This is a genomic window from Streptomyces sp. NPDC006430 (assembly GCF_040612395.1).
In the GTDB taxonomy this organism is placed as follows: domain Bacteria; phylum Actinomycetota; class Actinomycetes; order Streptomycetales; family Streptomycetaceae; genus Streptomyces.
In genome coordinates, this window is sequence record NZ_JBEXQA010000005.1 from 134,870 (window position 1) to 160,462 (window position 25,593).

The window sequence follows — 25,593 nt, forward strand, 5'->3', positions numbered from 1 at the left end:
GCGTGCCATGGGGTCCAAGCCCGCCGAGGCAGCGGACCAGCCCGTCATATCCCTGCGCGGGGCCACGGCCTCGCTCGGCTCGCGCCCCGTGCTGCGCGGGGTCGACCTCACCGTCCGGCGGGGCGAAGTCGTCGCCCTGCTCGGCGCCAACGGCTCCGGCAAGTCCACGGCCGTGCGCGCCGTCGTCGGCCAGGTCCCGCTGTCCGGCGGCGAGCTGGCACTGTTCGGTACGGAGTTCAAGCGCTTCGGCCAGTGGTCGCGCATCGGGTACGTCCCGCAGCGCACCACCGCTGCCAGCGGCGTTCCCGCCACCGTCCGCGAGGTCGTCTCCTCCGGTCGGCTGGCCCGCTCCCGCTTCGGCATCCTGCGCAAGGCCGACAAGGCGGCCGTCGACCGGGCGCTGGCGCTCGTCGACATGGCCACGCACGCCGGCGCCTCGGTCAACGCCCTCTCCGGCGGCCAGCACCAGCGCGTGCTCATCGCCCGGGCGCTCGCCGTGGAGCCCGAACTGCTGATCATGGACGAGCCGATGGCCGGCGTGGACCTCGCCAACCAGGAGGTCCTCGCGAACGCCCTGCGCGAGCAGGTCGCGGCCGGTGCGACCGTCCTGCTCGTGCTGCACGAGCTGGGCCCCCTGGAGCCGTTGATCGACCGCGCCGTCGTGCTGCGCGACGGCTGCGTCGTCCATGACGGGGCGCCTCCCGAGGCCGTGGGCCAGCACGCCCTGCCCGGCCACGACCACGTACACCCCCACGCGGCGCACGACGCCGAGCCCCTGCGGACGGGACTGCTGAGCTGATGGACCTCCTGAACTACGCCTTCATGCAGCGGGCCCTGCTCGCGGCCGTCCTGGTCGGCGTCACCGCGCCCGCCATCGGCACGTACCTCGTCCAGCGCCGGCAGGCCGTCATGGGTGACGGCATCGGGCACGTGGCCATGACCGGCGTCGCGCTCGGTTTCCTGCTCAACGCGAGCCCGGTGTGGATGGCGACCCTGGTCGCGGTCATCGGCGCGGTCGGCATGGAAGTGATCCGCTCCCGCGGCAGGACCAGCGGCGACATCGCGCTCGCCATGCTCTTCTACGGCGGTCTGGCCGGCGGCGTCATGATCATCAACCTGGCTCCGGGCGGCTCCACGGCCAATCTGACCAGTTACCTGTTCGGCTCGATCACCACCGTCTCCGCCGAGGACGTCACCGCGGTGGTGATCCTCGCGGCCTTCGTGATCGCCGTCACCCTCGGACTGCGCCGCCAGCTGTTCGCCGTCTGCCAGGACGAGGAGTTCGCCCGGGTCACCGGCCTGCCGGTGCGCTTCCTGAACCTGCTGATCGCGGTCACGGCCGCCGTCACCGTCACCGTGGCCATGCGGATCGTCGGCCTACTGCTGGTCAGCGCCATGATGGTGATCCCGGTCGCGGCCGCACAACGCGTCACCCGCGGGTTCACCGCCACCCTGTCGGTGGCCATGGTGATCGGCGTACTCGTCTCGCTCACCGGCACGGTCGCGACGTACTACGTCGACGCCCCCTCCGGTGGCACCATCGTGCTGCTCGCCATCGGCGTCTTCATGGTCATGACCGCACTGTCCACGCCGCTGGCCCGGCGCCGGGCGAATGCGGCCCGGGCCGCCGAAGAGGTCTGTACGGGCGATGATGTGAAGGTCTAGGAGGGACGGCCGCCTGGCACAATGGGCCGAGGCCGATACGAGGAGGAACCGGTGGCGACTGCGCCTGGCGAGATGAACACCGCGCCAGTACGAGGACGATCCACCCGGCAGCGAGCAGCCGTCGCTGCGGCACTGGACGAGGTGGACGAGTTCCGCAGCGCCCAGGAGCTGCACGACATGCTCAAGCACCGCGGTGACTCCGTTGGCCTGACCACCGTCTACCGCACCCTCCAGTCGCTCGCCGACGCCGGCGAGGTGGACGTGCTGCGCACGAGCGACGGCGAGTCGGTCTACCGGCGCTGCTCCACCGGGGACCACCACCATCACCTGGTCTGCCGCACGTGCGGCAAGGCCGTCGAGGTGGAGGGCCCGGCGGTGGAGAAGTGGGCGGAGTCCATCGCGGCCGAACACGGCTACGTGAACGTCGCCCACACGGTGGAGATCTTCGGCACCTGCGCCGACTGCGCCGCCGCCTAGAGCCGCCTACAGCCGCCGCAGGTTCGCGTCCAGGATCGCCCGCAGCCGGTCGACGTCGGCGGGGGCCCGGACCCCCCGCTTGGGCAGCACTGTCATGGACACGGACGCCTTGTCGTCGCTGAGCATGACGAACGCGTCCTGCGTCTCCGCGTACGTCGGCTGCGCGGACCAGCCGGTACGGGTCTCGGCAGCGGCCGTACGCACCACGAGCCCGGATCCGTCCACCACGGTCCCGGTCTCCCCCGCCTTCTCCAGCAGCCCGGCGAAAGCGCGCCGCCTGCGATGCGACCGGCGCGCCCCCATCATTCATGTCCATGACACGGAACTTACCGGTGGGGCGGTTCGGGCCCGCGACCGCACACCCGGCGGCGGGCAGCGCCGCCGAGTGCGGTCCGGTACCGGGGCGCCGATCAGGCGCCGGGCTCCGCCTGGTTCGGGACGGCGCCGCCGAAGCGGCGGTCACGCTGGGCGTACTCCAGGCAGGCCTGCCACAGGTTGCGGCGGTCGAAGTCCGGCCACAGGACGTCCTGGAACACCATCTCCGCGTAGGCGCTCTGCCAGAGCAGGTAGTTCGAGGTGCGCTGCTCGCCGCTGGGCCGCAGGAACAGGTCCACGTCCGGCATGTCCGGGTAGTACATGTACTTCGCGAAGGTCTTCTCATTGACCTTCGACGGATCGAGGCGACCCGACGCCACATCCCGCGCGATCGCCTGCGCCGCGTCCGCGATCTCCGCGCGACCGCCGTAGTTCACGCAGAAGTACAACGTCATCGCGTCGTTGTCGACCGTCTGCTCCTGGGCGACCTGGAGCTCCTGCACGACCGACTTCCACATCTTCGGCATGCGGCCGACCCAGCGGATCCGGATGCCCAGCTCGTTCATCTCGTCGCGGCGGCGCCGGATGACGTCACGGTTGAAGTTCATCAGGAAGCGGACCTCGTCGGGCGAGCGCTTCCAGTTCTCCGTCGAGAAGGCGTACAGGGAGAGGTTCTTGACGCCCATCTCCAGGCAGCCCTTGAGCACGTCGAGCACGACGCCCTCACCGACCTTGTGCCCCTCGGTGCGCGGCAGGCCGCGCTCCTTGGCCCAGCGGCCGTTGCCGTCCATGACCACCGCGACGTGGTTCGGGACCAGCTCGGCGGGGATCTTCGGCGGACGCTCACCGGACGGGTGCGGCTCGGGAACCTTGTACTCCCGGCGAGAGCGTCCCAGAATCCCGCGTCGTGCCATGTGCCCAGCTCCTATTTCTCGACGTATCGCAGGGAGCGTAGCCCGCGCTCCAGATGCCAGTGCAAGTACGCGGAGACCAGACCACTGCCCTCCCGCACGTACCGCGCCTCGCAGGCGTCCGCATGCCCCCAGTCGCCCGTCAGCAGTGCGCTGAGCAGGGCGATGGCCTCCGACGAGGGTACGACGCTGCCGGCCACCCGGCAGTCCCCGCAGACGACCCCGCCCGCCGCGACGGAAAAATGCCGGTTGGGCCCGTGGATCCCGCACTTCGCGCAGTCCGTGAAGCTGGGCGCGTAGCCGTTGACGGCGAGTGAGCGCAGCAGGAAGGCATCGAGGATGAGGTGGGGTTCGTGCTCGCCGCGCGCGAGCGTGCGCAGGGCGCCGATCAGCAGCAGGTACTGCTGTACGGCGGGCTCGCCCTCGTTCTCGGTGAAGCGTTCGGCGGTCTCCAGCATCGCGGTGCCGGCGGTGTAGCGGGCGTAGTCGATGACGATGCCGTTGCCGTACGGGGCGATGATCTCGGTCTGGGTGCAGAGCGGGAGGCTGCGGCCCACCAGCTCGCTGCCCCGGGCGAAGAACTGCACGTCGGCGTGGGAGAAAGGTTCCAGCCGGGCGCCGAACTTGGACTTCGTACGTCGGACCCCGCGGGCCACCGCCCGCACGCGTCCGTGGCCGCGGGTCAGCAACGTGATGATGCGGTCCGCCTCGCCCAGTTTCTGGGTGCGCAGCACGATGCCGTCGTCGCGGAACAGACTCATGCGCCCATTGTCGCCTGTGCGGGAACGGTGATGGCCCTCCGCCCGGATCCGGGTCCGGACGGAGGGCCATCCCCCTGGGGAGGATCAGGAGGCGGGCGTCGCCGCTTCGGCCTTCTCGTCGTCCGCTTCGGCCTCCCGGGCGTCTGCGGCGGGCTTCTCGGCAGCGGCGTCGGGCTCGACCGCAACCTCAGCCGCAGCGGTGTCGTCCGCAGCGGGCCCGGCCTCGTCCGGGGCTGTCGCCGGGGCGGGCAGCGCGTCCTGGAGGGCGTGGTGCGCATCGTCGTCGCCCAGACCGTTGAAGATCAGGTTCAGCACGATCGCGGCCGTGGCGCCGAGCGTCACACCACTGTTGAGGAGCGAGGAGAGGTCCGCGTCCATGTGGTCCTTGAAGAAGACCGGGACGGTGGCCGGGAGCAGCGCGAAGGCCAGTGAGACCCCCACGACCAGAGCGTTCTTCTCCTCCTTGAGGTCGACCTTGGCGAGGGTCTGGATACCGGCCAGGGCCACCATGCCGAACATCACGGTCGCGGCGCCGCCGAGCACGCCGTGCGGGACGGCGGCGACGATCGCGGCGGCCTTCGGGAGCATCCCGAGGACGATCATGAAGACGCCGGCGGCGACCACCACGAACCGGCTCTTGACCTTGGTCATGCGGACCAGGCCGACGTTCTCGGCGAAGGCCACGTAGGGGAAGGAGTTCAGGACGCCGCCGAGCGCGGTCGCGGCGCCGTCGGCGCGCAGGGCGCGGGCCACGGTCTCGCTGTCGACCTCCTTGCCGACGATGTCGCCGACGGCGTACGTGTCACCGGTCGTCTCGACCATGGTGATCAGCATGACGATGAGCATCAGCAGGATCGGGAACCACTCGAACTTCGGGGCTCCGTAGTGGAACGGGGTGGTGACGCCGACCCAGTCCGCGCTGCTCACGCCACCGAACGCGGCGTCGCCGAGCAGGAAGGCCACGGCGGTGCCGCCGACCAGACCGAGCAGGATCGCGATGCTGGAGACGAAGGGCCGGCCGAGCTTCATCAGGACGAGGATGAAGAGCATCGTGCCGCCGGCGTAGGCGAAGTTCTTCGGGTCTCCGAAGTCGGGGCTGCCGAGACCGCCCGCGGCGTCGTTCAGGGCGACGGGGATCAGCACGATGCCGAGCACCGTGATCACCGTGCCTGTGACCACCGGGGGGAAGATCCGCATGACGGTGCGGAAGGCCTTGGCGGGCAGCCAGGCGAAGGCGAAGGTGGCGATGCCGGCCGTGATGACCGCGCCGTAGATGACGAGCAGGCTCGCCGTCCCACCGCCGGCGCCGAGCCCGATGGCGATCATCGGGGACACCGCGGTGAAGGTGACGCCCTGGATCAGGGGCAGGCGCGCACCGATCCGGCCGATGCCCCACGCCTGGATGATCGAGGCGATGCCGCAGGTGAACAGGTCGGCGTTGATCAGGTAGACCAGCTGTTCCGTGGAGAGCTTGAGGGCTCCGCCCACGATGATCGGCACGATCACCGCGCCGGCGTAGAACGCCAATACGTGCTGGAAGCCGTAGAGGGCGAGCTTCGGGAGGGGGAGCACCTCGTCGACCGGGTGCGTGCTCTGCTCTCCGTGCGCGGAAAGCCGGGCGGCGACACGTGCCATCTCTGCCTTGCCCTTCAAGAGGTAGGTAATCGAGAGGAATCTGGTTATCCCCGGGCCGGAGTGGGTCGCTGTCCCGTTGGTCCGCCGGGGTTGTCAGTGCGTTCACGTGAATCGAAGCCCCGCTGTGTTACCGGCGGCGTCTCGTCGTGTGACCGGAATTGAACGCCTGTGGGGGTGCTCACAGATATCGTCGACTTCCACAAAGTGTTGAGGTGTGAGAGTGGCGGATCTGTAGGTTTCTCCGGTGGCGGATGCCTCCGCAAGGGGGTATGGCCGAAACCCTCTACGCACCGCCAGCGCCGCTGCACGAGCGCGAAGTCGAGGCCCGTGACGTGCCCGTACTGGCTCCTCGGGCGTTCGGCGGCGCACAGCAGGCCGCTCGGCTCCGGGTGTCCGAGGGGTGGACCGGTCGAGCCGGGAGGGCGCGGGTCCACGGCGCGCGCCACGTGTGCGGGGCGCGCGTTCGGCCTCGTGAGGCCGGATCGTTATCTCGATCGAGGTCGTTTCTGCCGGTTTTGCGACCACAAGAGCGGCGAGAACCGGCCGGGATCGGCCCGCAGGCCAGCACGGAAGCCCGCGGGCGTTCGGAGGCCCGCGGGGTCCTGCGCGTCCGGCCGGGCGGCTCCTACGGCGCGCGCACCGCCGACAGCAGGCGGGTCACCTCGTCTGAGCCGATGCGCAGCGCGGCGCCCACCGTCGCCAGTACCTCGCGTTCGGCCGGGGTGTACGGGCCGTCCGCGAGGGCGATCCGCGCCGCCTGGAGCAGAATCGATTCCCGACCCGGCCCGGCCAGGTGCGGGGCCAACGGTTCCAGGGTCTCGTGGAGTTCGATCGCCAGGGCGGCGCCACAGCACTCGGGGACGTCGTACAGCCCGAGCCGGCCCTCGTCGGTGGCCAGCGCCTCCACCAGGGCCTCCAGCTGCTCCTCCGTGCAGTCCTGGAACCCCGCCGCCCGTACGGCCGACACGGCGGCCTCCAGGGCCCCGCGCGCGGTGGTCCCGCCCGCCGCCAGCACGGCCAGCGTCACGGTGTGCACGGCGTCGCGCAGCATCGCCGAGAAGCGCGTGGTGGTCAGGTGGTCGAGGACCTCGGTGTCGAAGCGCTCCCGGCAGCTCTGGCACTCGATCACGGGCCCGGCCTGCCCGCGCGGCAGCAGCGGCACGCCGAGGACGGTGAACCGGCGGCGCCCGGTGCGCCTGCGGTAGTTGCGGTCGCCACCGCAGTCGGGGCAGAAGAACTCCCCGTCGCCCACGGTGCTCCAGGTGGTACGGATGCCCCAGACCGTCAGCTTCCGGCCGTCCCCACCCCGAACTGGCAGCACGTCGCACCTCCGTCACTCCCCCGGCCTTGCGGGCGCGGGCGGGAACCCCAGGCAACATCGCCGGGTTGGCGTGATGTTAGCCACATCGGTGAGGATGCGTCAGCCGTGTGACAAGACAACCTCTCCCGCCGCCCAGACTTGGCCGGTCTCCGTCCCCGTGGCGGCGCCCGCGGGCGTCGCGTTTTCCCTACGCTCGCTCCCGTGAACGAGAAATCCTGTCTGGTCACAGGCGCGGCGAGTGGAATCGGCCGGGCCACGGCCCGTCTGCTGGCCCGTTCCGGCGCCCGTGTGACCGCGGCTGACATCCATGGCCCCGGTGTCGAGGAATTGCGTACGGAACTGGCCGCCGAGGGGTACGGCATCACGGTCGTGGTCGGTGACGTCGCCGATCCGGAGGCGAACCGCGCGATGGTCGAGGCCGCGCTGGAAGCGTACGGACGGATCGACGTCGCCGTGGCGAACGCCGGGGTGATCCCCCTTTCGGATGTACGCGAGACCAGCCCCGAGGACTGGGACCGGGTCATGGCGATCGACGGTCGGGGGATGTTCCTGACCTGCAAGTACGCAATCGAGGCGATGACGGGGCAGGCCGACCCCGGTGGGGCGCTGGTCTGCGTGTCCTCGATCTCGGGGGTGGCCGGGCAGGCCAGGCAGGCGGCGTACGGGCCGGCGAAGTTCGTGGCGTCGGGGCTGACCAAGCACCTCGCGGTGGAGTGGGCGGCGCACGGCATCCGGGTCAACGCGGTGGCCCCCGGCACCATCCGAACGGAGCGGGTGCTGGCGCTGAAGGACGAACCGGGCGGCACGGAGTACCTGGCGGAGATCGCCGATGCCCATCCGATGGGCCGGCTCGGTGAACCGGAGGAGGTGGCGCGCGTGATCGCCTTCCTGGCCTCCGACGCGGCCTCGTTCGTGACGGGCGTGGTCCTCCCGGTGGACGGCGGCTACCTGGCCCGCTGAGGGCGCGAGCGCCGCAGCCCCGCCCCTCCGGACGAAGGGGCGGGGCTGCGGCGTGGTTGCGGCGTGGTGCGGCGGGTCAGCGGCCCGCGCGGTTGACGGCGGAGATGACCGCCTTCAGGGAGGCGCGGGTGGTGTTGGCGTCGATGCCGATGCCCCACAGGACGCGGCCGTCGATCGCACACTCGATGTACGAGGCGGCCACGGCGGAGGCGCCCTCGCTCATCGTGTGCTCGGTGTAGTCCAGCAGGCGGGCGTCGACGCCGATGCCGGCCAGCGCGTCGAAGAAGGCCGAGATCGGACCGTTGCCGGTTCCGTTCAGGACCGTCTCCACGCCATCCACGACCGCCTCGACGGTCAGCGTGTCGGTGCCGTCCTTGTCGGTGGCCGTCGAGCCCGAGCGCAGCTGGATGCGGCCCCACGGGTTCTCGGGGTTGGGCAGGTACTCGTCCGAGAAGACGTCCCAGATCGCCTTCGGCGTGACCTCGCCGCCCTCGGCGTCGGTCTTGGCCTGGATGATCCGCGAGAACTCGATCTGCATGCGGCGCGGCAGGTCCAGCTTGTGGTCGTTCTTCAGGACGTACGCGATGCCGCCCTTGCCCGACTGGGAGTTGACCCGGATGACCGCCTCGTACGAGCGGCCGACGTCCTTCGGGTCGATGGGCAGGTACGGGACCGCCCACTCGATGTCGTCGACCGTCTTGCCCTGGGCGGCCGCGTCGGCCTGCATGGCGTCGAAGCCCTTCTTGATGGCGTCCTGGTGGGAGCCGGAGAAGGCGGTGTAGACCAGGTCGCCCGCGTAGGGGTGGCGCGGGTGGACCTCCATCTGGTTGCAGTACTCGCTGGTGCGACGGATCTCGTCGATCTGCGAGAAGTCGATCTGCGGGTCGATGCCCTGCGAGAACAGGTTCATGCCCAGCGTGATCAGGTCGACGTTGCCGGTGCGCTCGCCCTGTCCGAACAGGCAGCCCTCGATCCGGTCGGCGCCGGCCATCAGGGCCAGCTCGGCGGCGGCGACGGCGGTGCCCCGGTCATTGTGCGGGTGAACGGAGATGCAGATGTGCTCGCGGCGGGTCAGGTTGCGGGCCATCCACTCGAATCGGTCCGCGTGCGTGGACGGCGTCGAACGCTCCACGGTGGCGGGCAGGTTCAGGATGATCTCGCGGCCCTCGCCCGGCTGCCAAACGTCACAGACGGCCTCGCAGACCTCCAGAGCGAAGTCCAGCTCGGTGTCGGTGAAGATCTCGGGGCTGTACTGGTAGCCGAAGGTGGTCTCCGGGCCCAGCAGCTTCTCGGCGTACTCCATCACCAGGCGGGTGCCGTCCACGGCGATCTGCTTGATCTGTTCCTTGGAGCCGCGGAAGACGACCCGGCGGAAGGTCGGGGCGGTCGCGTTGTACAGGTGCACGGTGGCGCGCTTGGCGCCGATCAGCGACTCGACGGTCCGCTCGATCAGGTCCTCGCGGGCCTGGGTCAGGACGGAGATGGTGACGTCGTCCGGGATCGCGCCCTCTTCGATGATGGAGCGTACGAAGGCGAAGTCGGTCTCGCCGGAGGACGGGAAGCCGACCTCGATCTCCTTGTAGCCCATGCGCACCAGCAGGTCGAACATCTCGCGCTTGCGGGCGGGGGTCATCGGGTCGATCAGCGACTGGTTGCCGTCACGCAGGTCGGTGGACAGCCAGCGGGGAGCCTTGGTGACGCGGGCGTTCGGCCAGGTGCGGTCCGGGATGTCCACCTGCTCGTAGAAGCCGTACTTGTGGATCGGCATCCCGGAGGGCTGCTGGGTGTGGGTCGCGTTCGTGATGGGCGTGGGGCGACCGACAAAAGCGTGCTGACTCATGGCGTAGGGCTCCTCGCGTGTCCGCGTGTAGTTCGCTGGGACGGCCGACGCGGTCGTAAATCCGCAACACCAAACTCCGCGGGGAGGGGGTCGGCCTACGACTACAGACCCTCGCCGCGGCAGCTAAGGAGAAGCAGCCCGAAACGCATGATGGGCCGAGCCTAGCGGAGCCGCGCCGTAACGCGAGGACCTGTTTCAGTATGCAAGACCGCGCTGCCCGATTTATACCTAATGTGAGTTACGCCTCTTTCCGTCTCCACAGACCGAGGCCACCCGTCAACGCGGCGCAACGAATTTCAGACAACTGAATGAATCATGGTTGCAGGTAGTGACAGCATCATGACTCGCTGCCACATTGCCGGGATGGACGCCTCCCACGCTCACCGTCACCCCGTCTTCTGCACGGTGGTACCGCCCCACCTGCTCGACAAGATCGCCCAGTCCGAGGACACCCGGCGCGCCGACGCCGCGCAGCGCACCCTCGAACAGGACGCCTTCCTGCGCACCCGGCGCCGGGTCACCACCGTCCGTGGGATCACCCCCGCACTGGGGACGCCCGTCTCCGACGAACCCCACCGAACCGTTTACGACGCCGAGCACCGCACCCGGCTGCCCGGGAAGAAGGTGCGCGACGAAGGCGGCGCGGCGACCCAGGACGCCACCGTCAACCGTGCGTACGCGGGACTCGGTGCCACGTACGAACTGTTCCTGAAGGGCTTCGGTCGGCATTCGATCGACGATTCCGGGCTGGCCCTGGACGCGAGCGTCCACTACGGCCAGGACTACAACAACGCCTTCTGGGACGGGCAGCAGATGGTCTTCGGCGACGGGGACGGGGACCTGTTCCTCGACTTCACCGTGTCGGTCGACGTCATCGGGCACGAGCTGACCCACGGGGTCACCCAGTACACGGCGAACCTGGCCTACCACGGGCAGCCTGGCGCGCTGAACGAGTCGATGTCCGACGTCTTCGGCTCGCTGATCAAGCAGTACTCGCTGAACCAGACGGCCGGCGAGGCGGACTGGCTGATCGGTGCCGGACTGCTGGGCCCCAATGTCAGCGGGGTCGCGCTGCGCTCGATGAAGGCACCGGGGACGGCGTACGACGACGACGAGCTCGGCAAGGACCCGCAACCGGCGACGATGGACGACTACGTGAACACGCAGCGGGACAACGGCGGCGTGCACATCAACTCCGGCATCCCGAACCACGCGTTCTACGTCGCGGCCACCGAGCTCGGCGGCAAGGCGTGGGAGCGGGCCGGGCAGATCTGGTACGACACCCTGACGGGCGGCGAGCTCACGACCGAGGCGACCTTCCAGGACTTCGCCCGGCTGTCGACGGCGGCTGCCGTGGCCCGGTACGGGGACGGCGGCGCGGAGCACCAGGCCCTCCAGAAGGCGTGGTCGACGGTCGGCCTGGGGTAGGAAGCCGGGCATGCGGATTCTGGTGGTGCGGACGGGCGGCTTCGCGGGCATCGAGCGCCGGGCCGAGGTGGAGACCTCGGGCCGGCCCGACGAGCAGGAGTGGCAGGCACTGGCCCAACTGGCGTTGCGGCCCGTCCCCCCCGGGCCCGCTCCGGACCGGGTGCGGGACGGGTTCTCCTACCGGATCACGGTGAACGGTCGGACGGTGCTGTGCCAGGAACCGAACCTGTCGGAGGCACAACGGACGCTGATCTCCCGGTTGCTAAAAGAAGGTGCCTGAGCGGGGCGGCTTTGTTTGGATGGACGGATGACAACTGCTGTGCTGACCCGACTTGAGCAGTATTACGACGCCGCCCCACGGGTGGGAGGCGCACGGGCCGAGGACTTCGGCCCGCTGACGCTGTTCGTCCGGGAGGGAGCGGGCTGGCCGTACTACGCACGGCCCGCGCTCGGTGCCCGAGCGGCGTCCGTCGGCGACGTGCAGCGCGTCCTGGCCCGCCAGCGGGAACTGGACGTCCCCCAGTCCTTCGAATGGGTGGCCGAAACCAGCCCCTGGCTCCAGGCCACGGTGGAAGCGGCGGGACTGCACGTCCACACGCACCCGCTGATGGTGCTGGAGCCCTCGGCGGTACGGCCACCCCTCCATCCGGACGTCCGGCTGCTCGGAGCGGACGACCCCTTGCTGCGCGCGGCAGTGGCGGTCGCCGGGCTCGCCTTCGCGACCCCCGGCACGGCGACGGGCGAGGCGGGCCCGGCGGAGCTGGCGACGGCGATCGCCGATCCCTTGACCGAAGCCCGTCGGGCGCAGGTGTCCGAGCGGCTCGCGTCGGGCCGTACGGCTCTGGCCGCGGCGGTGTGCGAGGGCGTCGTCCTCGCCTCGGGCCAGTACAACCCGGTCGGGGACACCGCCGAGGTGGTCGGCGTCGGCACCCTCCCCGCCGCCCGCCGCCAGGGCCTGGGCCTCGGGGTCACCTCGGCCCTGGTCGCGGACGCCCTGTCCCGCGGGACCAGTACGGTCTTCCTGTCGGCCGATGACGACGACGTGGCCCGGATCTACTCCCGGCTCGGTTTCCGCCGCGTGGCCACGGCTCTCATCGCGGAGCCCGCGGCCTGAGGACCGGGCTCGGCCGACACACCGGCGGGGTCCGGCCGCTTTGCCGAAACGGCAACGGTGTTTGCCCCCGGAGCTGCTCGGGCGGAGCATCCGGGGGACAGGCACCCGTACCGGAAGAGGTCCCCATGTCGCACGAGCACCAGCCCCCGCACCACGCCGCCGCGTCCGAGCCCCCGTCCGAGTTCGTGGGCGAGGAGTTCTGGGACTCCCGCTACCGCGAGAGCGATCGGATCTGGAGCGGGGAACCCAATGCCGTCCTGGTCCGGGAGGTCGCGGACCTCTCCCCGGGACGCGCCCTCGACCTCGGCTGCGGCGAGGGCGCGGACGCCGTCTGGCTGGCTCACCGGGGGTGGCGGGTCACCGGGACCGACATCTCGGCCGTGGCCCTGGAGCGGGCCGCCGGACACGCCGCCGAGGCCGGCGTCGCCGACCGGGTCGACTGGCAGCGGCACGACCTGGCCGAGTCCTTCCCCGCCGGGGAGTTCGACCTCGTCTCCGCCTGCTTCCTGCATTCGTTCGGGGACTTCCCCCGCGACCGGATCCTGCGCCGCGCCGCCGCGGCCGTGGCCCCCGGCGGGATCCTGCTGATCGCCGGGCACGCCGGATGGCCCACGTGGCAGGAGGGCACGCGGCCCGAGGTCGACTTCCCCACACCGGACGAGGTCGTCGCGCAGTTGGAGCTGCCCGACGGCGCCTGGGAGGTCCTGCTCGCGGAAGAGCACGTACGGGTCCAGAGCCTGCCTGACGGCCGGCCCGGGACCCGTACGGACAACGCGGTGAAGGCGCGCAGGCTCCGTTAGAAGCCGAGCTTGCGCAGCTGCTTGGGGTCGCGCTGCCAGTCCTTCGCGACCTTGACGTGCAGGTCGAGGAAGACCGGGGTGCCGAGCAGCGCCTCGATGTGCTTGCGCGACTTCATCCCGACCTCCTTCAGGCGGGAGCCCTTGGGGCCGATGATGATGCCCTTCTGGCTCGGCCGTTCGATGTACACGTTGGCGTGGATGTCGAGCAGCGGCCGGTCCGCCGGGCGGTTCTCCCGCGGGATCATCTCCTCGACGACCACGGCGATGGAGTGCGGGAGCTCGTCCCGTACGCCCTCCAGCGCGGCCTCCCGGATCAGCTCCGCGACCATCACCATCTCGGGCTCGTCAGTGAGGTCGCCCTCCGGGTACAGCGGCGGGCTCTCCGGCAGCAGCGGCGCGATCAGGTCCGCCAGCAGCTGGACCTGCGTGTCGCCGACCGCCGAGACGGGGACGATCTCCGCCCACTCGATGCCGAGCTCCTCGCCGAGCTGATGGATCGCGAGGAGCTGCTCGGCCAGGGCCTTGGAGTCGACGAGGTCGGTCTTCGTCACGATGGCGATCTTGGGGGTCTTCTTGATCCCCGCGAGCTCCTTGGCGATGAACTTGTCGCCGGGACCGAGCTTCTGGTCGGCCGGCAGGCAGAAGCCGATGACGTCGACCTCGGCCCAGGTGGTCCGCACGACGTCGTTCAGCCGCTCGCCGAGCAGGGTGCGCGGCTTGTGCAGACCGGGTGTGTCGACCAGCACGAGCTGGGCGTCGGGGCGGTGCACGATGCCGCGGACGGTGTGGCGGGTGGTCTGCGGCCGGTTGGAGGTGATCGCGACCTTGGTGCCCACGAGTGCGTTGGTCAGGGTCGACTTCCCCGCGTTGGGGCGGCCGACGAAGCAGGCGAAGCCCGCACGGTGCGGGGCGGTGGACTCGGGGGAACGATCGCTCATGCGGGCCATTCTCCCCGATGCGGCTCCCACCGCCGACCAGGCTGCCGCGACGAGGGCGAGGGCACCCGCGAGCAGGGCCGCCAGCGGGGGCCGAGCGGCGTAGTCGGTGGTGGCCCGGGCGGTGACTCCCGCGGCCTCGGCCCGCACCTCGACCTCGGCCCACTCGACCGCGGGCGGGTGCTCCCACCTGGTGCTGAGCCGGGCCTCCTGGCCGGGGAGCAGATCGGCGGGCAGGCCGGTGAGCTCGCGGCCGAGCAGGCGGCGGCCGAGGACGCCGGAGACGGCGAGGGCGGCGCGGGGGTGCAGGGTGACGTTGCCGAGGTTGTGGAGCGTGTACGAAATCTCGGTCCCGGAGACCCGGAGGTCCTCGACGGCCAGCGCCGGGGCGGTGGGGCCGGCCACGCGCAGGTACAGCCGGGCGGCGACGGCCTGCTGGACGCCGAGCCCCCGGGCGGGGACGACGGCCCCTTCGTCGAGGGCCACGATGGCGCCGGGGTGGTCGCCCGGTTCGGCCCGGTCGGGCACGGTGAGCGCGAAGCCGATGCTCACCGACCCCCCGGCCGGGACGGTGACCCGCTCCTGAGCGAGCTTCGCCCACGCGGCGGCGGCGCGACGCGGCTCGTCGGGGCCGCGGAGCGCGAAGCCGCCGTCGCGAGGGGTGTTGTAGGCGTCGGCGGCATAGAGCCGGAAGGTACGGGGGCGGTCGGTGCGGTTGGTGACGGTGACGGCGTCGACGACCGTCCCGCCGGGGGCGGCGGCGAGGTAGAAGTAGGGCCGCTGGGCGAGGGCGTTGGCGGCGGGGAGGACGGACCACTGCCCGTTGTCCGCACCCTCGGCCATCCCGGTACCCCCCAGCAGCAGCACGCCGACCACCCCGCCGACCACCAGCCCGCGGCAGGGCGAGCGCCGGCGCGCGCCGCGCGGCGCAACCGGCGTCTGCGGGGGACGCGGGCTCACGGGAGGGCCGGCTTCACGAGAGGGTCAGCGTCAGGACCGCCGTGTACGCTCCCGGCGGCGTGTAGGGCGGGACCCGCAGGGTGACCGTCGCATCGACCGTGAAGGTTCCGCCGACCAACGCCGCGTCCGCGACGGAAGCCAGCACCGCCCCCTCCGGCCCGACCGGCCCCGCGCTGCCCGCCGTGCACCGGCTCGGGCTGCCGTCGGCGGCCGTGCACGACGGGGTCCAGCTCAGCGAGGCGCCCGGGATGCGGACCGGCTCCCGGCCACTGCCGGGGGGACCTCCGCCCGGGCCTGTGAAGTCCGTGACCTTGCCGATCAGCGTCCACCCCGCGGGCCCGCCCCGCGCGTCCTTGACCGTGACGGCTCCGATCCGGCCGGAGGCCGCTCCGCCCTCCCCGTACGGGACGGCGGCGAGCGCGATCGCCTCGCCCGCCTGGGTCATCGACAGTGCTCCCTGCTCCACGACCGCCGTCACCTTCTGCGTTCCCTGCGGCAGGGGCGCCGCATCGACCACCGTGTAGGCAGCCGGGCCCGAGCCCTGTTGCGCCGACCACGCCCGGCCCTCGTACGCCACCACCGCCGTCGTCGCCCTGTCCGTGACCGGTAGCTCCGCCAGGACCGCGCCCCGCTCGTCCGCGGTGGCCGCCACCCGGTCCGTGGTTTCGGCGGCGCCCGCCCGGCCGGCCACCGTCACGGCCGAGCCGGGGGCGAATCCGACGCCGGTGATCCTGACCTCGGCGCCCGGCTTCCCGTACGCCGCGCCGAGCGAGACCGAACGCAGGTTGGCCCGGGGCAGGGGGGTCGCGGTGAGCCGTGCGGACACCGGCGTACCCGTGGCGCTGCACGTGGTGTCCAGGTCCAGCAGGTGACTGGTGTGCAAGGTGTAACTGCCCGGGGCCAGCGTGATCTCGCCGGGCGAGGTCACCGTGAAGGTGCCGGTCATGGTGACGGCCGGCAGCCCCGCACCCGGCTGAACCGGGTCGTTCCGCTTCGCCCCCACGACGGTCACCTCACCGCTCTGCGCGCCCCCCAGCAGGATCCGCCCGGTCGGGGTCAGCACATCGGCCGGCAGTTCGGTGCCGATCGGGTTCACCGCCGGGGTCCCGGTCACCTGGTAGGTCACCGTGACCGTGTCCCCGACCTTCGGCGCGGGGTCGTCCACGGTCAGCCGGGCCGTGGTCGGCCCGTCGGCGGGCGGGAGCCCGGCCTCCTGCGGCGGCAGGCAGTACGTCGGGAACTCCACCCGCCCCTGGGGCTCCTCCCCTCCCGCGGCGGCAGGTGCGCTCAGTGCCGCACCGGCCGCGGCCACGAGCACGGCCGCGCCGAAGACCGCCGACCACCTCCTGCTGCCCGCCCGTGTTCGCACCGCCCGCCCCCTGGGTTCCCTCGCGCCGACAGGGGGCCATTGACGAGCGGGCGGCGGGAGAAGTCAATGCACGGGTCCGACATCAACTGATGGCCCATCAGGAGGTGGCATGACGATCCCCCTCCCGGGCCCCGCCAGATCACCCGGCGACCCCCGTGCCCGTCGCACGGAACGTGCGCCGGTACGCGGTCGGACTCACCCCCAGCGCCGCCTGCACGTGCTTGCGCAGCGACTGCGCCGTCCCGAACCCCGCCTCGCGCGCCACCTGCTCCATCGGCAGGTCCGTCCGCTCCAGCAGCCGCCGGGCCCGTTCCACCCGCTGCCCCACGATCCACTCGCCGGGGCTGAGCCCGGACTCCTCCCGGAACCGGCGCGTGAACGTCCGTACCGACATGGACTCCTGACGGGCCAGGTCCACCAGTCGCACCGGCTCGTGCAGCCGGTCCAACACGTACGCGCGCGCCGCCGCGGTGCTGGCCAGCTGCGGCTGCGGCACCGGGCGGTCGATGAACTGGGCCTGCCCGCCGTCCCGGTGCGGCGGCACGACGGTACGCCTGGCCACGTCGTTCGCGACGGCAGCGCCGTGGTCGCGGCGCACGATGTGCAGGCACAGGTCGATGCCGGCGGCGACCCCGGCCGAGGTCAGCACGTCCCCGTCGTCGGTGTAGAGCACGCCGGCGTCCACCCGTACGGCCGGGAAGAGCTGCTGGAAGTGCTCGGCGTGGGCCCAGTGGGTGGTGGCCGCCCGGCCGTCCAGGAACCCCGCCGCGGCCAGTACGTACCCGCCCGTACAGATGGAGACGAGCCGCGTCCCGGGCCGGATGTGCGCGAGCGCCGCGGCGAGCTCCTCGCCTAGCCGGCCCTCCTCGTACACCGGGCCCAGCTCGTGCGAGGCGGGCACCACCACGGTGTCGGCCGTGGCGAGCAGTTCGGGGCCGTGCTCGACCTGGACCGCGAAGTCGGCGTCGGTGTACACCGGCCCTGGAGCCAACCCGCAGGTCAGGATCTCGTACAGCGGCTCACCCGCGGGGCCCTTGGCACGGCCGAAGATCCGGTGCGGGATGCCGAGCTCGAAGGGCAGCAGCCCGGCCAGGGCGAGGACGACGACGCGGTGAGGGGCGGCCATGGCCCAATCATATCGAAGGGTGTCAGTCAGGCCACTGTCTTCGCAGGGCGCCACGTCGGAAGCTGTCCGTGTGACGCAGACAGCCCCCGCCTCCCCGCCCGCCTCCGCCTCCGCACCCGCACCCGCACCCGCACCCGCACCCGCACCCGCACCGACGGTTCCTCCGACCGGAGGCATCCACCGCGCCTGGTTCGTCGCGGCCGTCGCCTTCGTGACGATCATCGGCGCCGCCGCCTTCGCCTCCCTGCCCGGGCTGCTCATCGAACCGCTGCACGAGGAGTTCGACTGGTCGCGGGGCACGATCGGGCTCGCCGTCTCGGTGAACCTCGCGCTGTACGGGCTCACCGCCCCCTTCGCCGCCGCTCTGATGGACCGCTTCGGCATCCGCAAGGTGGTCGCCCTCGCCCTGCTGGTGATATCCGGCGGCACGGTGGCCACGCTCTGGATGACCGCGTCCTGGCAGCTGGTGCTGTTCTGGGGCGTACTGGTGGGCCTGGGCAGCGGTTCGATGGCGCTGGCCTTCGCGGCGACGGTGACCAACCGCTGGTTCACCGCCCGGCGCGGGCTCGTCACCGGCATCCTGACCGCGGCCGGGGCCTCCGGTCAGCTGATCTTCCTACCGCTACTGTCCTGGCTGGTGGAGCACCACGGGTGGCGGCCGGCGGCGGTGACGGTGTCGCTGGCGGCCCTGGTGGTCGTCCCGTTCGTCTGGCTGCTGCTGCGCGACCACCCGGCGGACGTGGGACTCGCGCCGTACGGGGGCACCCGCACGCCGAAGCCCGCGCCGGTCCCGGGCGCAGCGCGCCGGGCGGTGACGGTCCTGCTCAACGCGGCTCGGACCGGCCCGTTCTGGCTGCTGGCGGGCACCTTCGCGATCTGTGGGGCCTCGACCAACGGCCTGGTGCGGACCCACTTCGTACCGGCGGCCCACGACCACGGCATGCCGGTGACGGCGGCTGCGGGCCTGCTGGCGGTGGTCGGTGTCTTCGACGTCGTCGGAACCATCGCCTCCGGCTGGTTCACGGACCGCTTCGAGGCACGCCGCCTGCTGGCGGTCTACTACGCCCTGCGCGGGATCTCGCTGATGTTCCTGCCGATGCTGCTGGCGCCGTCCGTACACCCGCCGATGGTCTTCTTCATCATCTTCTACGGGCTGGACTGGGTCGCGACCGTTCCGCCGACCATCGCCCTGTGCCGCGAGCACTACGGAGAGGACAGCGCGATCGTCTTCGGCTGGGTCCTGGCCTCGCACCAGGTGGGAGCGGCCGTGGTGGCCTTCCTGGGCGGCATGGCCCGGGACGCCTTCGGCTCGTACGACATCGTCTGGTACGCGTCCGGTGCCCTGTGCGCGATGGCCGCACTCATGGCGATGGTGATCCGCCGCCGCTCGGCGGTTCAACCAGCGGTGTGACGGCGCTGTAGGAGTGCGGCGCCGCACCGTCGAAGGGTCGGCCGGTTCGACGCCGCGGTCGCCGGCCTCCCGCAGGCACGGACCCCGGACGGCCGGCTGCCCCGCGCCGCCGCGACGGCGCGGAACACCGCCCTTGTGTGAGGGCCGGTACGAGGGCTCGCGGCGCGGCCGGGTCAGGCGCCTGCCGGGGTGGTCGACCTGAGGGTGCCGTCCGGGGCGGCCAGGAGGACCGGGGTGGCCGGGCCGCCGAGGTCGCGGACGGCGGCCCGGTCGGCGTCGGCCACCGCCTCCACCGAGCTGACCACGGCCGCGGCCTCCAGGGATTCGGCCCCGCTCGCCACCGCCATCGCGACCGCCGTCTGCAACGCGCTCAGCTTCAGCGACTCCAGCTCCACGGTCCCGGCGACGTAGGTGCGGCCCGTCTCGTCCCGCACCGCCGCCCCCTCGGGCACCCCGTTGCGGGCCCGGGCGCTGCGCGCCAGCGTGATGATCTTGCTGTCTTCGGGGTTGATCCCGGTGCTGTCGGTCATGGGCGAAAGCATAGGGAGCGCCGCGACGGGGCCGCACGACGACCCCGCCGGGGTGCGGCCTCCCGTCAGGGGCGGTCGAGCCGCAGCCGTTCCGCCTTCGGCAGGCCCGCGACCACCAGGTCGTACGAGTCCTCGATCAGCTCCCGCACGAGCGCGTCCGGCAGCCCGCCCACCGTCACCGTGTTCCAGTGCCGCTTGTTCATGTGCCAGCCCGGCACGATCGCCTCGTGCTCTTCCCGCAGCCGCACCGCCAGCTCCGGCTCGCACTTCAGGTTCACGGTCAGCGGCTCCCCGTCCAGTGCGCAGAGTGCGAACACCTTGCCCAGCACCTTGAACACCGAGGTCTCGGCATTGAAGGGGAACTCCTCCACCGCGGCGTTGAAACCGAGGCAGAAGGCGCGCAGCTCCGTCGGCGTCATTCGCCCTCCTCGCCCTCGCCCGACCCCGGAACCACCGGCTCCACGAGCACCGTCACGATCTTGTTCCGCCGTCCGGCCGGGGACTCGGCCGTCAGGCGCAGCGGCCGTCCGTCCGGCAGTTCCACGAGCGCCGAAGCACCCGCGATCGGCACCCGTCCGAGCGCCTTGGCCAGCAGCCCGCCGACCGTCTCCACGTCCTCGTCGTCGAAGTCCTCGACCTTGAACAGCTCGCCGAGGTCGGTGATGTCGAGGCGCGCCGTGACCCGGTAGCGGTCCTGCCCCAGGTCCTCGACGGGCGCGAGCTCCCGGTCGTACTCGTCGGTGATCTCGCCGACGATCTCTTCGAGGATGTCCTCGATGGTGACGATGCCCGCCGTGCCGCCGTACTCGTCGATGACCACGGCCACGTGGTTGCGCACCTGCTGCATCTCCCGCAGCAGGTCGCCGGCGTTCTTGGTGTCGGGGACGAACACCGCCGGCCGCATCGCCGTCGTGACCAGGTCGGTTTCCGCCTCCCGGCTGATGTGCGTCTTGCGGACCAGGTCCTTCAGGTAGACGATGCCGACGATGTCGTCCTCGTTCTCCCCGGTCACCGGGATGCGCGAGAAGCCGGAGCGCAGCGCCAACGTGGTCGCCTGACGGATCGTCTTGTACCGCTCTATGCAGACCAGGTCCGTGCGCGGCACCATCACCTCGCGCACCAGGGTGTCTCCCAGCTCGAAGACCTGGTGCACCATCCGGCGCTCCTCGTCCTCGATCAGCGACTCCTTCTCCGCAAGGTCCACCATCGCGCGCAGCTCGGCCTCGGAGGCGAACGGCCCCTTACGGAAGCCCTTTCCGGGCGTGAGCGCGTTGCCGATGAGGATCAGCAGCTGCGGGACGGGCCCCATGACGCGGGCGAGCGGGACCAGGACGTACGCGGCCGCCGTCGCCGTGTTGAGGGGGTGCTGGCGGCCGATGGTGCGGGGGGACACGCCGACGGCGACGAAGGACACGAGCACCATCACCGCGATCGCGACGAGCAGCGCCGTCCAGTTCTCGCCGAACTCGTCGAGGCAGACGTACGTGACGAGCACCCCCGCCGCCATCTCGCAGGTGACCCGGACCAGGAGTGCCACGTTCAGGTAGCGGGTGGGGTCGCCGGCGACCTGGGCGAGCTTTTCGCTGCCGCGCCGGCCCTCCCGTACGGCCTGCTCGGCGCGGAAGATGGAGACCCGGGCGATCCCGGACTCGGCGCACGCCGCGAACCAGGCCACCACCACCAGCAGCACCGCGCCGGTGATCAACTGCGGGGCGGTCACGAGACGGTCGGGGCCGGGGACGGACCGGTCATGCCGCGCTCACCGCGCCACCCGTCGACGATGGCCGCTTGGAGACCGAACATCTCGGCCTTCTCGTCCGGCTCCTCGTGGTCGTACCCGAGCAGGTGCAGCACCCCGTGGACGGTGAGGAGCTGGAGCTCCTCGTCCATGGAGTGCTGGGTCGGGGCGTCCTCGCCCTGCTTCTTGGCCACCTCGGGGCAGAGCACGATGTCGCCGAGGAGCCCCTGCGGGGGCTCCTCGTCGTCCTTCGCCGGCGGACGGAGCTCGTCCATCGGGAAGGACATGACGTCGGTGGGACCCGGCAGGTCCATCCACTGGATGTGGAGCTGCTCCATGGCGTCCTCGTCGACGACGATGACGGAGAGCTCGGACAGCGGGTGGATCCGCATCCGGGTGAGCGCGTAGCGGGCGATGTCGAGGATCGCCCGCTCGTCGACCTCGGTTCCGGACTCGTTGTTGACGTCGATCGACATGGTGCGCTGGGTTCTACTTCCGCTGGTAGCCGTTCCGGGACGGCAGGGCGTCCTGGCTGTCGTCGTACTTCTCGTACGCATCGACGATACGGCCGACCAGCTTGTGCCGGATGACATCCTCGGACGTGAGCCGCGAGAAGTGGATGTCCGGGACCCCTTCGAGGATCTCCTGCACCTGCCGCAGACCGCTCTTGGCCCCACCGGGCAGGTCGACCTGCGTGACGTCACCGGTGACGACGATCTTCGAGTCGAACCCGAGGCGGGTCAGGAACATCTTCATCTGCTCGGCGGTCGTGTTCTGCGCCTCGTCGAGGACGACGAAGGCGTCATTGAGCGTGTTGTGCGTCAGCAGGTAGTCCTGCGTGACGTACAGCGAGTCCTCTGCGGCGACCTGGATGCACACCGCCTCCTCCCGACCCGCGGGCTCGATGGAGTCGATGAACCGCATCGGGCGTCCGCCGCCGACCGCGTGGTACGCGTCCCGCTTGCGGGTGAGGCGGAACGGCTCGATGGCCTCGGGCAGGCGGATGTCGAGGACGTGCGAGTCATGTCGGTGGGCTGCCAGGGCGGTGCCCTGCTTACGGCCTTCCGCCGTGCGGCGACGCGTGTAGGCCACACCGCCGAGGGACTGGACGAGCGCGATCACGTCATCGCGCAGGACGATCGACGTCGTGGAGTACTGGACACGGCAGGTGCGGTCCCGCTGGATTACCGGACCTCCATCGGAGTCCAGCAGGCCCTGGAGTACCGCGAGACGGATCTCCGCCGTGTTGAACAGGTAGTCGTCCGGGACGAACTTAGAGTGCGACCGGCTGCCGAGCAGGTCGAGTTCACGCATGACCCGAGTGACGGGATTCTCCAGAGTGACCAGGTCCCCCGGCGCCTTCACCCTGTTCAGCACATAGTCGGGACCGCCCTTGTGGCGTACGGAGACTCCGACGAGTGCCGTCTCCAGCGCCTGGACGAGTTCCTCGTCCTCCGTGGAGTAGGACGGTGTGGTGGAACCTGTCAGGCAACCATCACCGAGTAGCAGACCCAGCGCGTACGGGTCCATGGGGACCTCGCGCTCCGGGAACTCGACGGGAGCGGTGAGCAGCGGCAGCTCGTAGCGGCGGGCGTGCGCGGCGCGGAGATTGCCGATCATCTCCTTGGTCTCCAGGACCCGCCACGGCTTGTCACGCCGCTTGTCCGAGGCCGTACGGACCGTCCACAAATGCTCGCCGCAGCACAGGGTCCAGGAGCCGTCCTGAGCCGTGACGCGGTAGATGTCCTTCTCGCCCTGCGGGTAGACGCCGAGAACCGGGGTCGGCTCGCCGTTCGATCCGACAACCAGGTCACCCACCTGAAGGTCGCCGATGGGACGCCAGCCGTCGGGCGTCAGGACCTTCGTGAAGACGGGTTGAGCACGACCACGCATGTACGCCAGGGGGGCCACCTCGATGGTCCCGGCCGCCATGAGCCGCGGGATCGAATCCGGGTCGATCATGTCGTGCAGTGCGTCGTACAGCGGGCGCAGGTACGGGTCGATCTTGTCGAAGAGCGTGCCGGGCAGGAAGCCGAGCCGCTCTCCGGCCTCGACGGCGGGGCGGGTCAGGATGATCCGGCTGACCTGCTTGGACTGCAGGGCCTGGACCGCCTTGGCCATGGCGAGGTAGGTCTTGCCGGTACCGGCGGGGCCGATGCCGAACACGATCGTGTTCTTGTCGATCGCGTCGACGTACCGCTTCTGGTTGAGGGTCTTGGGGCGGATGGTGCGACCGCGGCTGGAGAGGATGTTCTGGGTGAGCACCTCTGCGGGCGTCTCGTCCGGCCCGTTGCCGTTGTCACCCGCCCGGAGCATGGCGATCGAGCGTTCCACTGCGTCCTCCGTCATCGGCTGCCCGGTGCGGAGCACCAGCATCATCTCGTCGAACAGGCGCTGGATCAGGGCGACTTCCGCCGCTTCCCCGATCGCACTGACCTGATTGCCCCGAACATGGATGTCGGCCTTCGGGAAGGCCCTCTCGATCACGCGCAACAGGGCGTCACCCGAGCCGAGCACCGTCACCATCGGGTGCCTGGCCGGAACGGTGAAGTGGGCTCGCGCCTGCCCCTGCGCCGGTGTCTGGGCTGTGGGTGTCTGAGTCATGGGCCGGCACTGTGGCCTGCGCATACCTCCCGCTGAGGGGCCGCGCCGATCGACGACCTCCGGAGTACCAAGGGTACGTCGGCGCCGCGCCATCCCCGAGGGGTTTTCCGGCCCCCGACCGGCCAGCCGGCGCCCGCCGGCCCGGCACGACCACCGTGCCCGGCCGGAGCCAGTGCTGTGACCGGGAAGGTTCATCGGCCAGCGACGCCCGGCACGGCACCTCGCCGCGTTGCCGCACCACGCACATACGTCCCGTACGAGTCATAGCCCTCCGCCTCGCGATCCATCGCACCGGACGCCACGGGCCTCCCGGCAAACCCTCCGGTCACAGCACTAGGCGGAGTGGCGGAAGCCGATCGTCGGGACCGCCCTGCGGCGGGCCGCCGGCGCAGCGCCCGGCGGGACCAGCGCGTCCAGGAAGCCGTAGCGCGGTCGCAGGGCCTCGGGAGCCGTCCGCCACCAGTGGGCCACCTCCGGCCACCCGGGAGCCGACAGGGAGCCGCCGAACTCCTGGACCGACAGGGCAGCCGTCAGACCGGCGAAGGCCAGCCGGTCCGCCAGCGGCCACCCGGCCAGCGTCCCGGTGACGAAGCCCGCCACGAAGACGTCCCCCGCCCCCGTCGGGTCCAGCGCGTCCACCGCGATGCCCTGGACCTCCGCCGTCTCACCGGTCCGCCCGTCCACCGCGTACGAGCCCTCCGCGCCCATCGTCACCACCGCGACCGGCACCCGCTCCGCGAGCGCCCGCGCCGCCGCTCTCGGGCAGTCGGTCCGCGCGTAGCGCATGGCCTCCCCCGCATTCGGCAGGAATGCCTCACAGTGCTCCAGGTCGGCCAGTGCCCCCAGGTCCCACCGCCCGCTCTCGTCCCACCCCACGTCCGCGAAGATCCGCGCCCCGCGCCGGGCCGCCTCCGCGATCCAACCGTCCGTCCGCCCCGGCCCCAGCGAGGCGACGGCCGCGCGGGTGAGCGGCGGGCACTGTGGGAAGGGGGCGGCGCCCGCCGGGGCCGTGGGGGTCGCCGCGCCGAAGGCGGGGGGAGCCTCGTGGCCGTGCGAGACCATCGTGCGCTCGCCCTCGTACGCCATGGAGACCGTGACCGGGCTGTGCCAGCCCGGGATGGTCCGCGACATCGACAGGTCGATGCCCTCGCCCTGTTCGAGCGCGTCCCAGCAGTACTCGCCGTAGTGGTCATCGCCGAACGCCGCGGCCAGCGAGGTGCGCAGGCCGAGCCGGGCCAGCGCGGTGGCCATGTTGGCCACTCCCCCGGGGCTGGAGCCCATGCCGCGCGCCCAGGACTCCGTTCCGCGCACGGGGGCCGAGTCGAGGCCGGTGAAAATGATGTCGAGGAAGACCGTGCCGGTCAGGAAGACGTCGCACCCCGGTTCCTGGGGGTCGCGCAGCGGACCGAGCGGGTCCACGATCGCGCTGCGGCTGGTCCGGCTGTCCCGACTGGTCACGGTGCACTCCCCGTTTGATACGAAGGGTCGTTTCTGCGAGCGGGCATGCGAGGGAAAGCTGCCAGCTATGCCCGTCCTCGCCGCGCTCAAACCCCAGTGTGTCGCATGTCACTCCCGCTCCGCCCTTCCCGATGCGCACGGTAATGCCGCTGCCCGCGCGGCTGTGGGGTGATCCTGGCGGGCTCCGCACCCACGCTGCGCACGACCCGCGGGCCCCTGAGGGCCCGGGCCGGTG

Annotated in this window: 24 protein-coding genes and 1 pseudogene; 9 read left to right on the forward strand and 16 right to left on the reverse strand. The window is 71.3% G+C overall.

All coding sequences use genetic code 11. From position 1 onward, the window contains the following. The first annotated feature begins 7 nt into the window (after positions 1–7). Genes ABZZ20_RS10425 through ABZZ20_RS10435 form a run of 3 tightly spaced genes read left to right on the forward strand, consistent with a single transcriptional unit; the run spans position 8 to position 2,142 of the window. Positions 8–799, forward strand: a complete 792-nt coding sequence (locus ABZZ20_RS10425) for a metal ABC transporter ATP-binding protein (protein ID WP_356868844.1) — start codon at positions 8–10, stop codon at positions 797–799. Then, complete coding sequence (locus ABZZ20_RS10430) at positions 799–1,665, forward strand: metal ABC transporter permease (RefSeq protein ID WP_356868846.1); 867 nt, start codon at positions 799–801, stop codon at positions 1,663–1,665. Before ABZZ20_RS10425 ends, ABZZ20_RS10430 begins: the two co-directional genes overlap by 1 nt. A 51-nt stretch (positions 1,666–1,716) precedes the next feature. After that, the gene (locus tag ABZZ20_RS10435; protein WP_356868848.1) at positions 1,717–2,142 is read left to right on the forward strand and encodes a transcriptional repressor; all 426 of its coding nucleotides are present in this window, start codon (positions 1,717–1,719) and stop codon (positions 2,140–2,142) included. 6 nt (positions 2,143–2,148) lie between these two features. Here ABZZ20_RS10435 and ABZZ20_RS10440 read toward each other — a convergent pair whose 3' ends face one another. The 5 genes from ABZZ20_RS10440 to ABZZ20_RS10460 all read right to left on the reverse strand — a co-directional run bounded on the left by ABZZ20_RS10440 (position 2,149) and on the right by ABZZ20_RS10460 (position 7,085). Then, entirely contained in the window at positions 2,149–2,370 is a 222-nt protein-coding gene (locus ABZZ20_RS10440; protein WP_356868850.1) for a hypothetical protein, read from the reverse strand. 182 nt (positions 2,371–2,552) lie between these two features. Continuing rightward, positions 2,553–3,371, reverse strand: coding sequence for an isoprenyl transferase (locus ABZZ20_RS10445; RefSeq protein WP_356868852.1), 819 nt, complete (start codon positions 3,369–3,371; stop codon positions 2,553–2,555). A gap of 11 nt (positions 3,372–3,382) precedes the next feature. Further along, complete coding sequence (gene recO / locus ABZZ20_RS10450; protein WP_356868854.1) at positions 3,383–4,129, reverse strand: DNA repair protein RecO; 747 nt, start codon at positions 4,127–4,129, stop codon at positions 3,383–3,385. A gap of 84 nt (positions 4,130–4,213) precedes the next feature. Further along, positions 4,214–5,764, reverse strand: coding sequence for a nucleobase:cation symporter-2 family protein (locus ABZZ20_RS10455; RefSeq protein WP_356868856.1), 1,551 nt, complete (start codon positions 5,762–5,764; stop codon positions 4,214–4,216). Between the two features lie 625 nt (positions 5,765–6,389). Then, positions 6,390–7,085, reverse strand: coding sequence for a TerB family tellurite resistance protein (locus ABZZ20_RS10460; protein WP_356868858.1), 696 nt, complete (start codon positions 7,083–7,085; stop codon positions 6,390–6,392). Between the two features lie 201 nt (positions 7,086–7,286). Between ABZZ20_RS10460 and ABZZ20_RS10465 the strand changes: the two genes are divergently transcribed. After that, the gene (locus ABZZ20_RS10465; RefSeq protein ID WP_356868860.1) at positions 7,287–8,045 is read left to right on the forward strand and encodes an SDR family NAD(P)-dependent oxidoreductase; all 759 of its coding nucleotides are present in this window, start codon (positions 7,287–7,289) and stop codon (positions 8,043–8,045) included. Between the two features lie 76 nt (positions 8,046–8,121). Here ABZZ20_RS10465 and leuA read toward each other — a convergent pair whose 3' ends face one another. Continuing rightward, positions 8,122–9,885: a 2-isopropylmalate synthase gene (leuA, locus tag ABZZ20_RS10470; protein WP_356868862.1), complete on the reverse strand. Its 1,764-nt coding sequence runs from the start codon at positions 9,883–9,885 to the stop codon at positions 8,122–8,124. Positions 9,886–10,248: 363 nt separating this feature from the next. Between leuA and ABZZ20_RS10475 the strand changes: the two genes are divergently transcribed. The 4 genes from ABZZ20_RS10475 to ABZZ20_RS10490 all read left to right on the forward strand — a co-directional run bounded on the left by ABZZ20_RS10475 (position 10,249) and on the right by ABZZ20_RS10490 (position 13,227). Then, on the forward strand, positions 10,249–11,313 hold the full coding sequence (locus ABZZ20_RS10475; protein ID WP_356868864.1) for a M4 family metallopeptidase: 1,065 nt from the start codon (positions 10,249–10,251) through the stop codon (positions 11,311–11,313). Between the two features lie 10 nt (positions 11,314–11,323). Continuing rightward, positions 11,324–11,593, forward strand: coding sequence for a protealysin inhibitor emfourin (locus ABZZ20_RS10480; RefSeq protein ID WP_356868866.1), 270 nt, complete (start codon positions 11,324–11,326; stop codon positions 11,591–11,593). Between the two features lie 27 nt (positions 11,594–11,620). Continuing rightward, positions 11,621–12,427 (forward strand): GNAT family N-acetyltransferase, encoded by an 807-nt coding sequence (locus ABZZ20_RS10485; protein WP_356868868.1) that lies wholly within the window; start codon positions 11,621–11,623, stop codon positions 12,425–12,427. A 125-nt stretch (positions 12,428–12,552) separates the two neighbouring features. After that, on the forward strand, positions 12,553–13,227 hold the full coding sequence (locus ABZZ20_RS10490; RefSeq protein ID WP_356868870.1) for a class I SAM-dependent methyltransferase: 675 nt from the start codon (positions 12,553–12,555) through the stop codon (positions 13,225–13,227). Here ABZZ20_RS10490 and era read toward each other — a convergent pair. From era to ABZZ20_RS10510, 4 genes and pseudogenes are all read right to left on the reverse strand, one after another. Continuing rightward, entirely contained in the window at positions 13,224–14,165 is a 942-nt protein-coding gene (era, locus tag ABZZ20_RS10495) for a GTPase Era (RefSeq protein ID WP_356869137.1), read from the reverse strand. The two genes, ABZZ20_RS10490 and era, sit on opposite strands and share 4 nt — an antisense overlap. Before the next feature lie 495 nt (positions 14,166–14,660). Beyond that, a pseudogene (locus ABZZ20_RS10500) lies at positions 14,661–15,005 on the reverse strand (DUF916 domain-containing protein); the annotation flags it as partial. A 130-nt stretch (positions 15,006–15,135) separates the two neighbouring features. Then, complete coding sequence (locus ABZZ20_RS10505; RefSeq protein WP_356868872.1) at positions 15,136–16,491, reverse strand: beta-xylosidase; 1,356 nt, start codon at positions 16,489–16,491, stop codon at positions 15,136–15,138. A gap of 139 nt (positions 16,492–16,630) precedes the next feature. Next, positions 16,631–17,617, reverse strand: coding sequence for a helix-turn-helix domain-containing protein (locus ABZZ20_RS10510; protein ID WP_356868874.1), 987 nt, complete (start codon positions 17,615–17,617; stop codon positions 16,631–16,633). A gap of 175 nt (positions 17,618–17,792) precedes the next feature. Here ABZZ20_RS10510 and ABZZ20_RS10515 point away from each other — a divergent pair, with 175 nt between their 5' ends. Continuing rightward, a complete protein-coding gene (locus ABZZ20_RS10515) occupies positions 17,793–19,028 on the forward strand; it encodes an MFS transporter (protein ID WP_356869139.1) in 1,236 nt (411 codons plus the stop codon). Between the two features lie 173 nt (positions 19,029–19,201). On the opposite strand, the gene ABZZ20_RS10520 is transcribed toward ABZZ20_RS10515, so the two are convergent. The 6 genes from ABZZ20_RS10520 to ABZZ20_RS10545 form a co-directional block, all read right to left on the reverse strand. Beyond that, positions 19,202–19,558: a cytidine deaminase gene (locus tag ABZZ20_RS10520; RefSeq protein ID WP_356868876.1), complete on the reverse strand. Its 357-nt coding sequence runs from the start codon at positions 19,556–19,558 to the stop codon at positions 19,202–19,204. Between the two features lie 65 nt (positions 19,559–19,623). Then, complete coding sequence (locus ABZZ20_RS10525) at positions 19,624–19,977, reverse strand: MmcQ/YjbR family DNA-binding protein (RefSeq protein ID WP_356868878.1); 354 nt, start codon at positions 19,975–19,977, stop codon at positions 19,624–19,626. After that, positions 19,974–21,278, reverse strand: coding sequence for a hemolysin family protein (locus ABZZ20_RS10530; protein ID WP_356868880.1), 1,305 nt, complete (start codon positions 21,276–21,278; stop codon positions 19,974–19,976). Before ABZZ20_RS10530 ends, ABZZ20_RS10525 begins: the two co-directional genes overlap by 4 nt. After that, positions 21,275–21,772: an rRNA maturation RNase YbeY gene (gene ybeY / locus ABZZ20_RS10535; protein ID WP_030862467.1), complete on the reverse strand. Its 498-nt coding sequence runs from the start codon at positions 21,770–21,772 to the stop codon at positions 21,275–21,277. The genes ABZZ20_RS10530 and ybeY overlap by 4 nt, the downstream gene beginning before the upstream one ends. A gap of 13 nt (positions 21,773–21,785) precedes the next feature. Further along, on the reverse strand, positions 21,786–23,900 hold the full coding sequence (locus ABZZ20_RS10540) for a PhoH family protein (RefSeq protein WP_356868882.1): 2,115 nt from the start codon (positions 23,898–23,900) through the stop codon (positions 21,786–21,788). Positions 23,901–24,233: 333 nt separating this feature from the next. After that, a complete protein-coding gene (locus tag ABZZ20_RS10545; RefSeq protein ID WP_356868884.1) occupies positions 24,234–25,358 on the reverse strand; it encodes a PfkB family carbohydrate kinase in 1,125 nt (374 codons plus the stop codon). Positions 25,359–25,593: the final 235 nt, after the last annotated feature.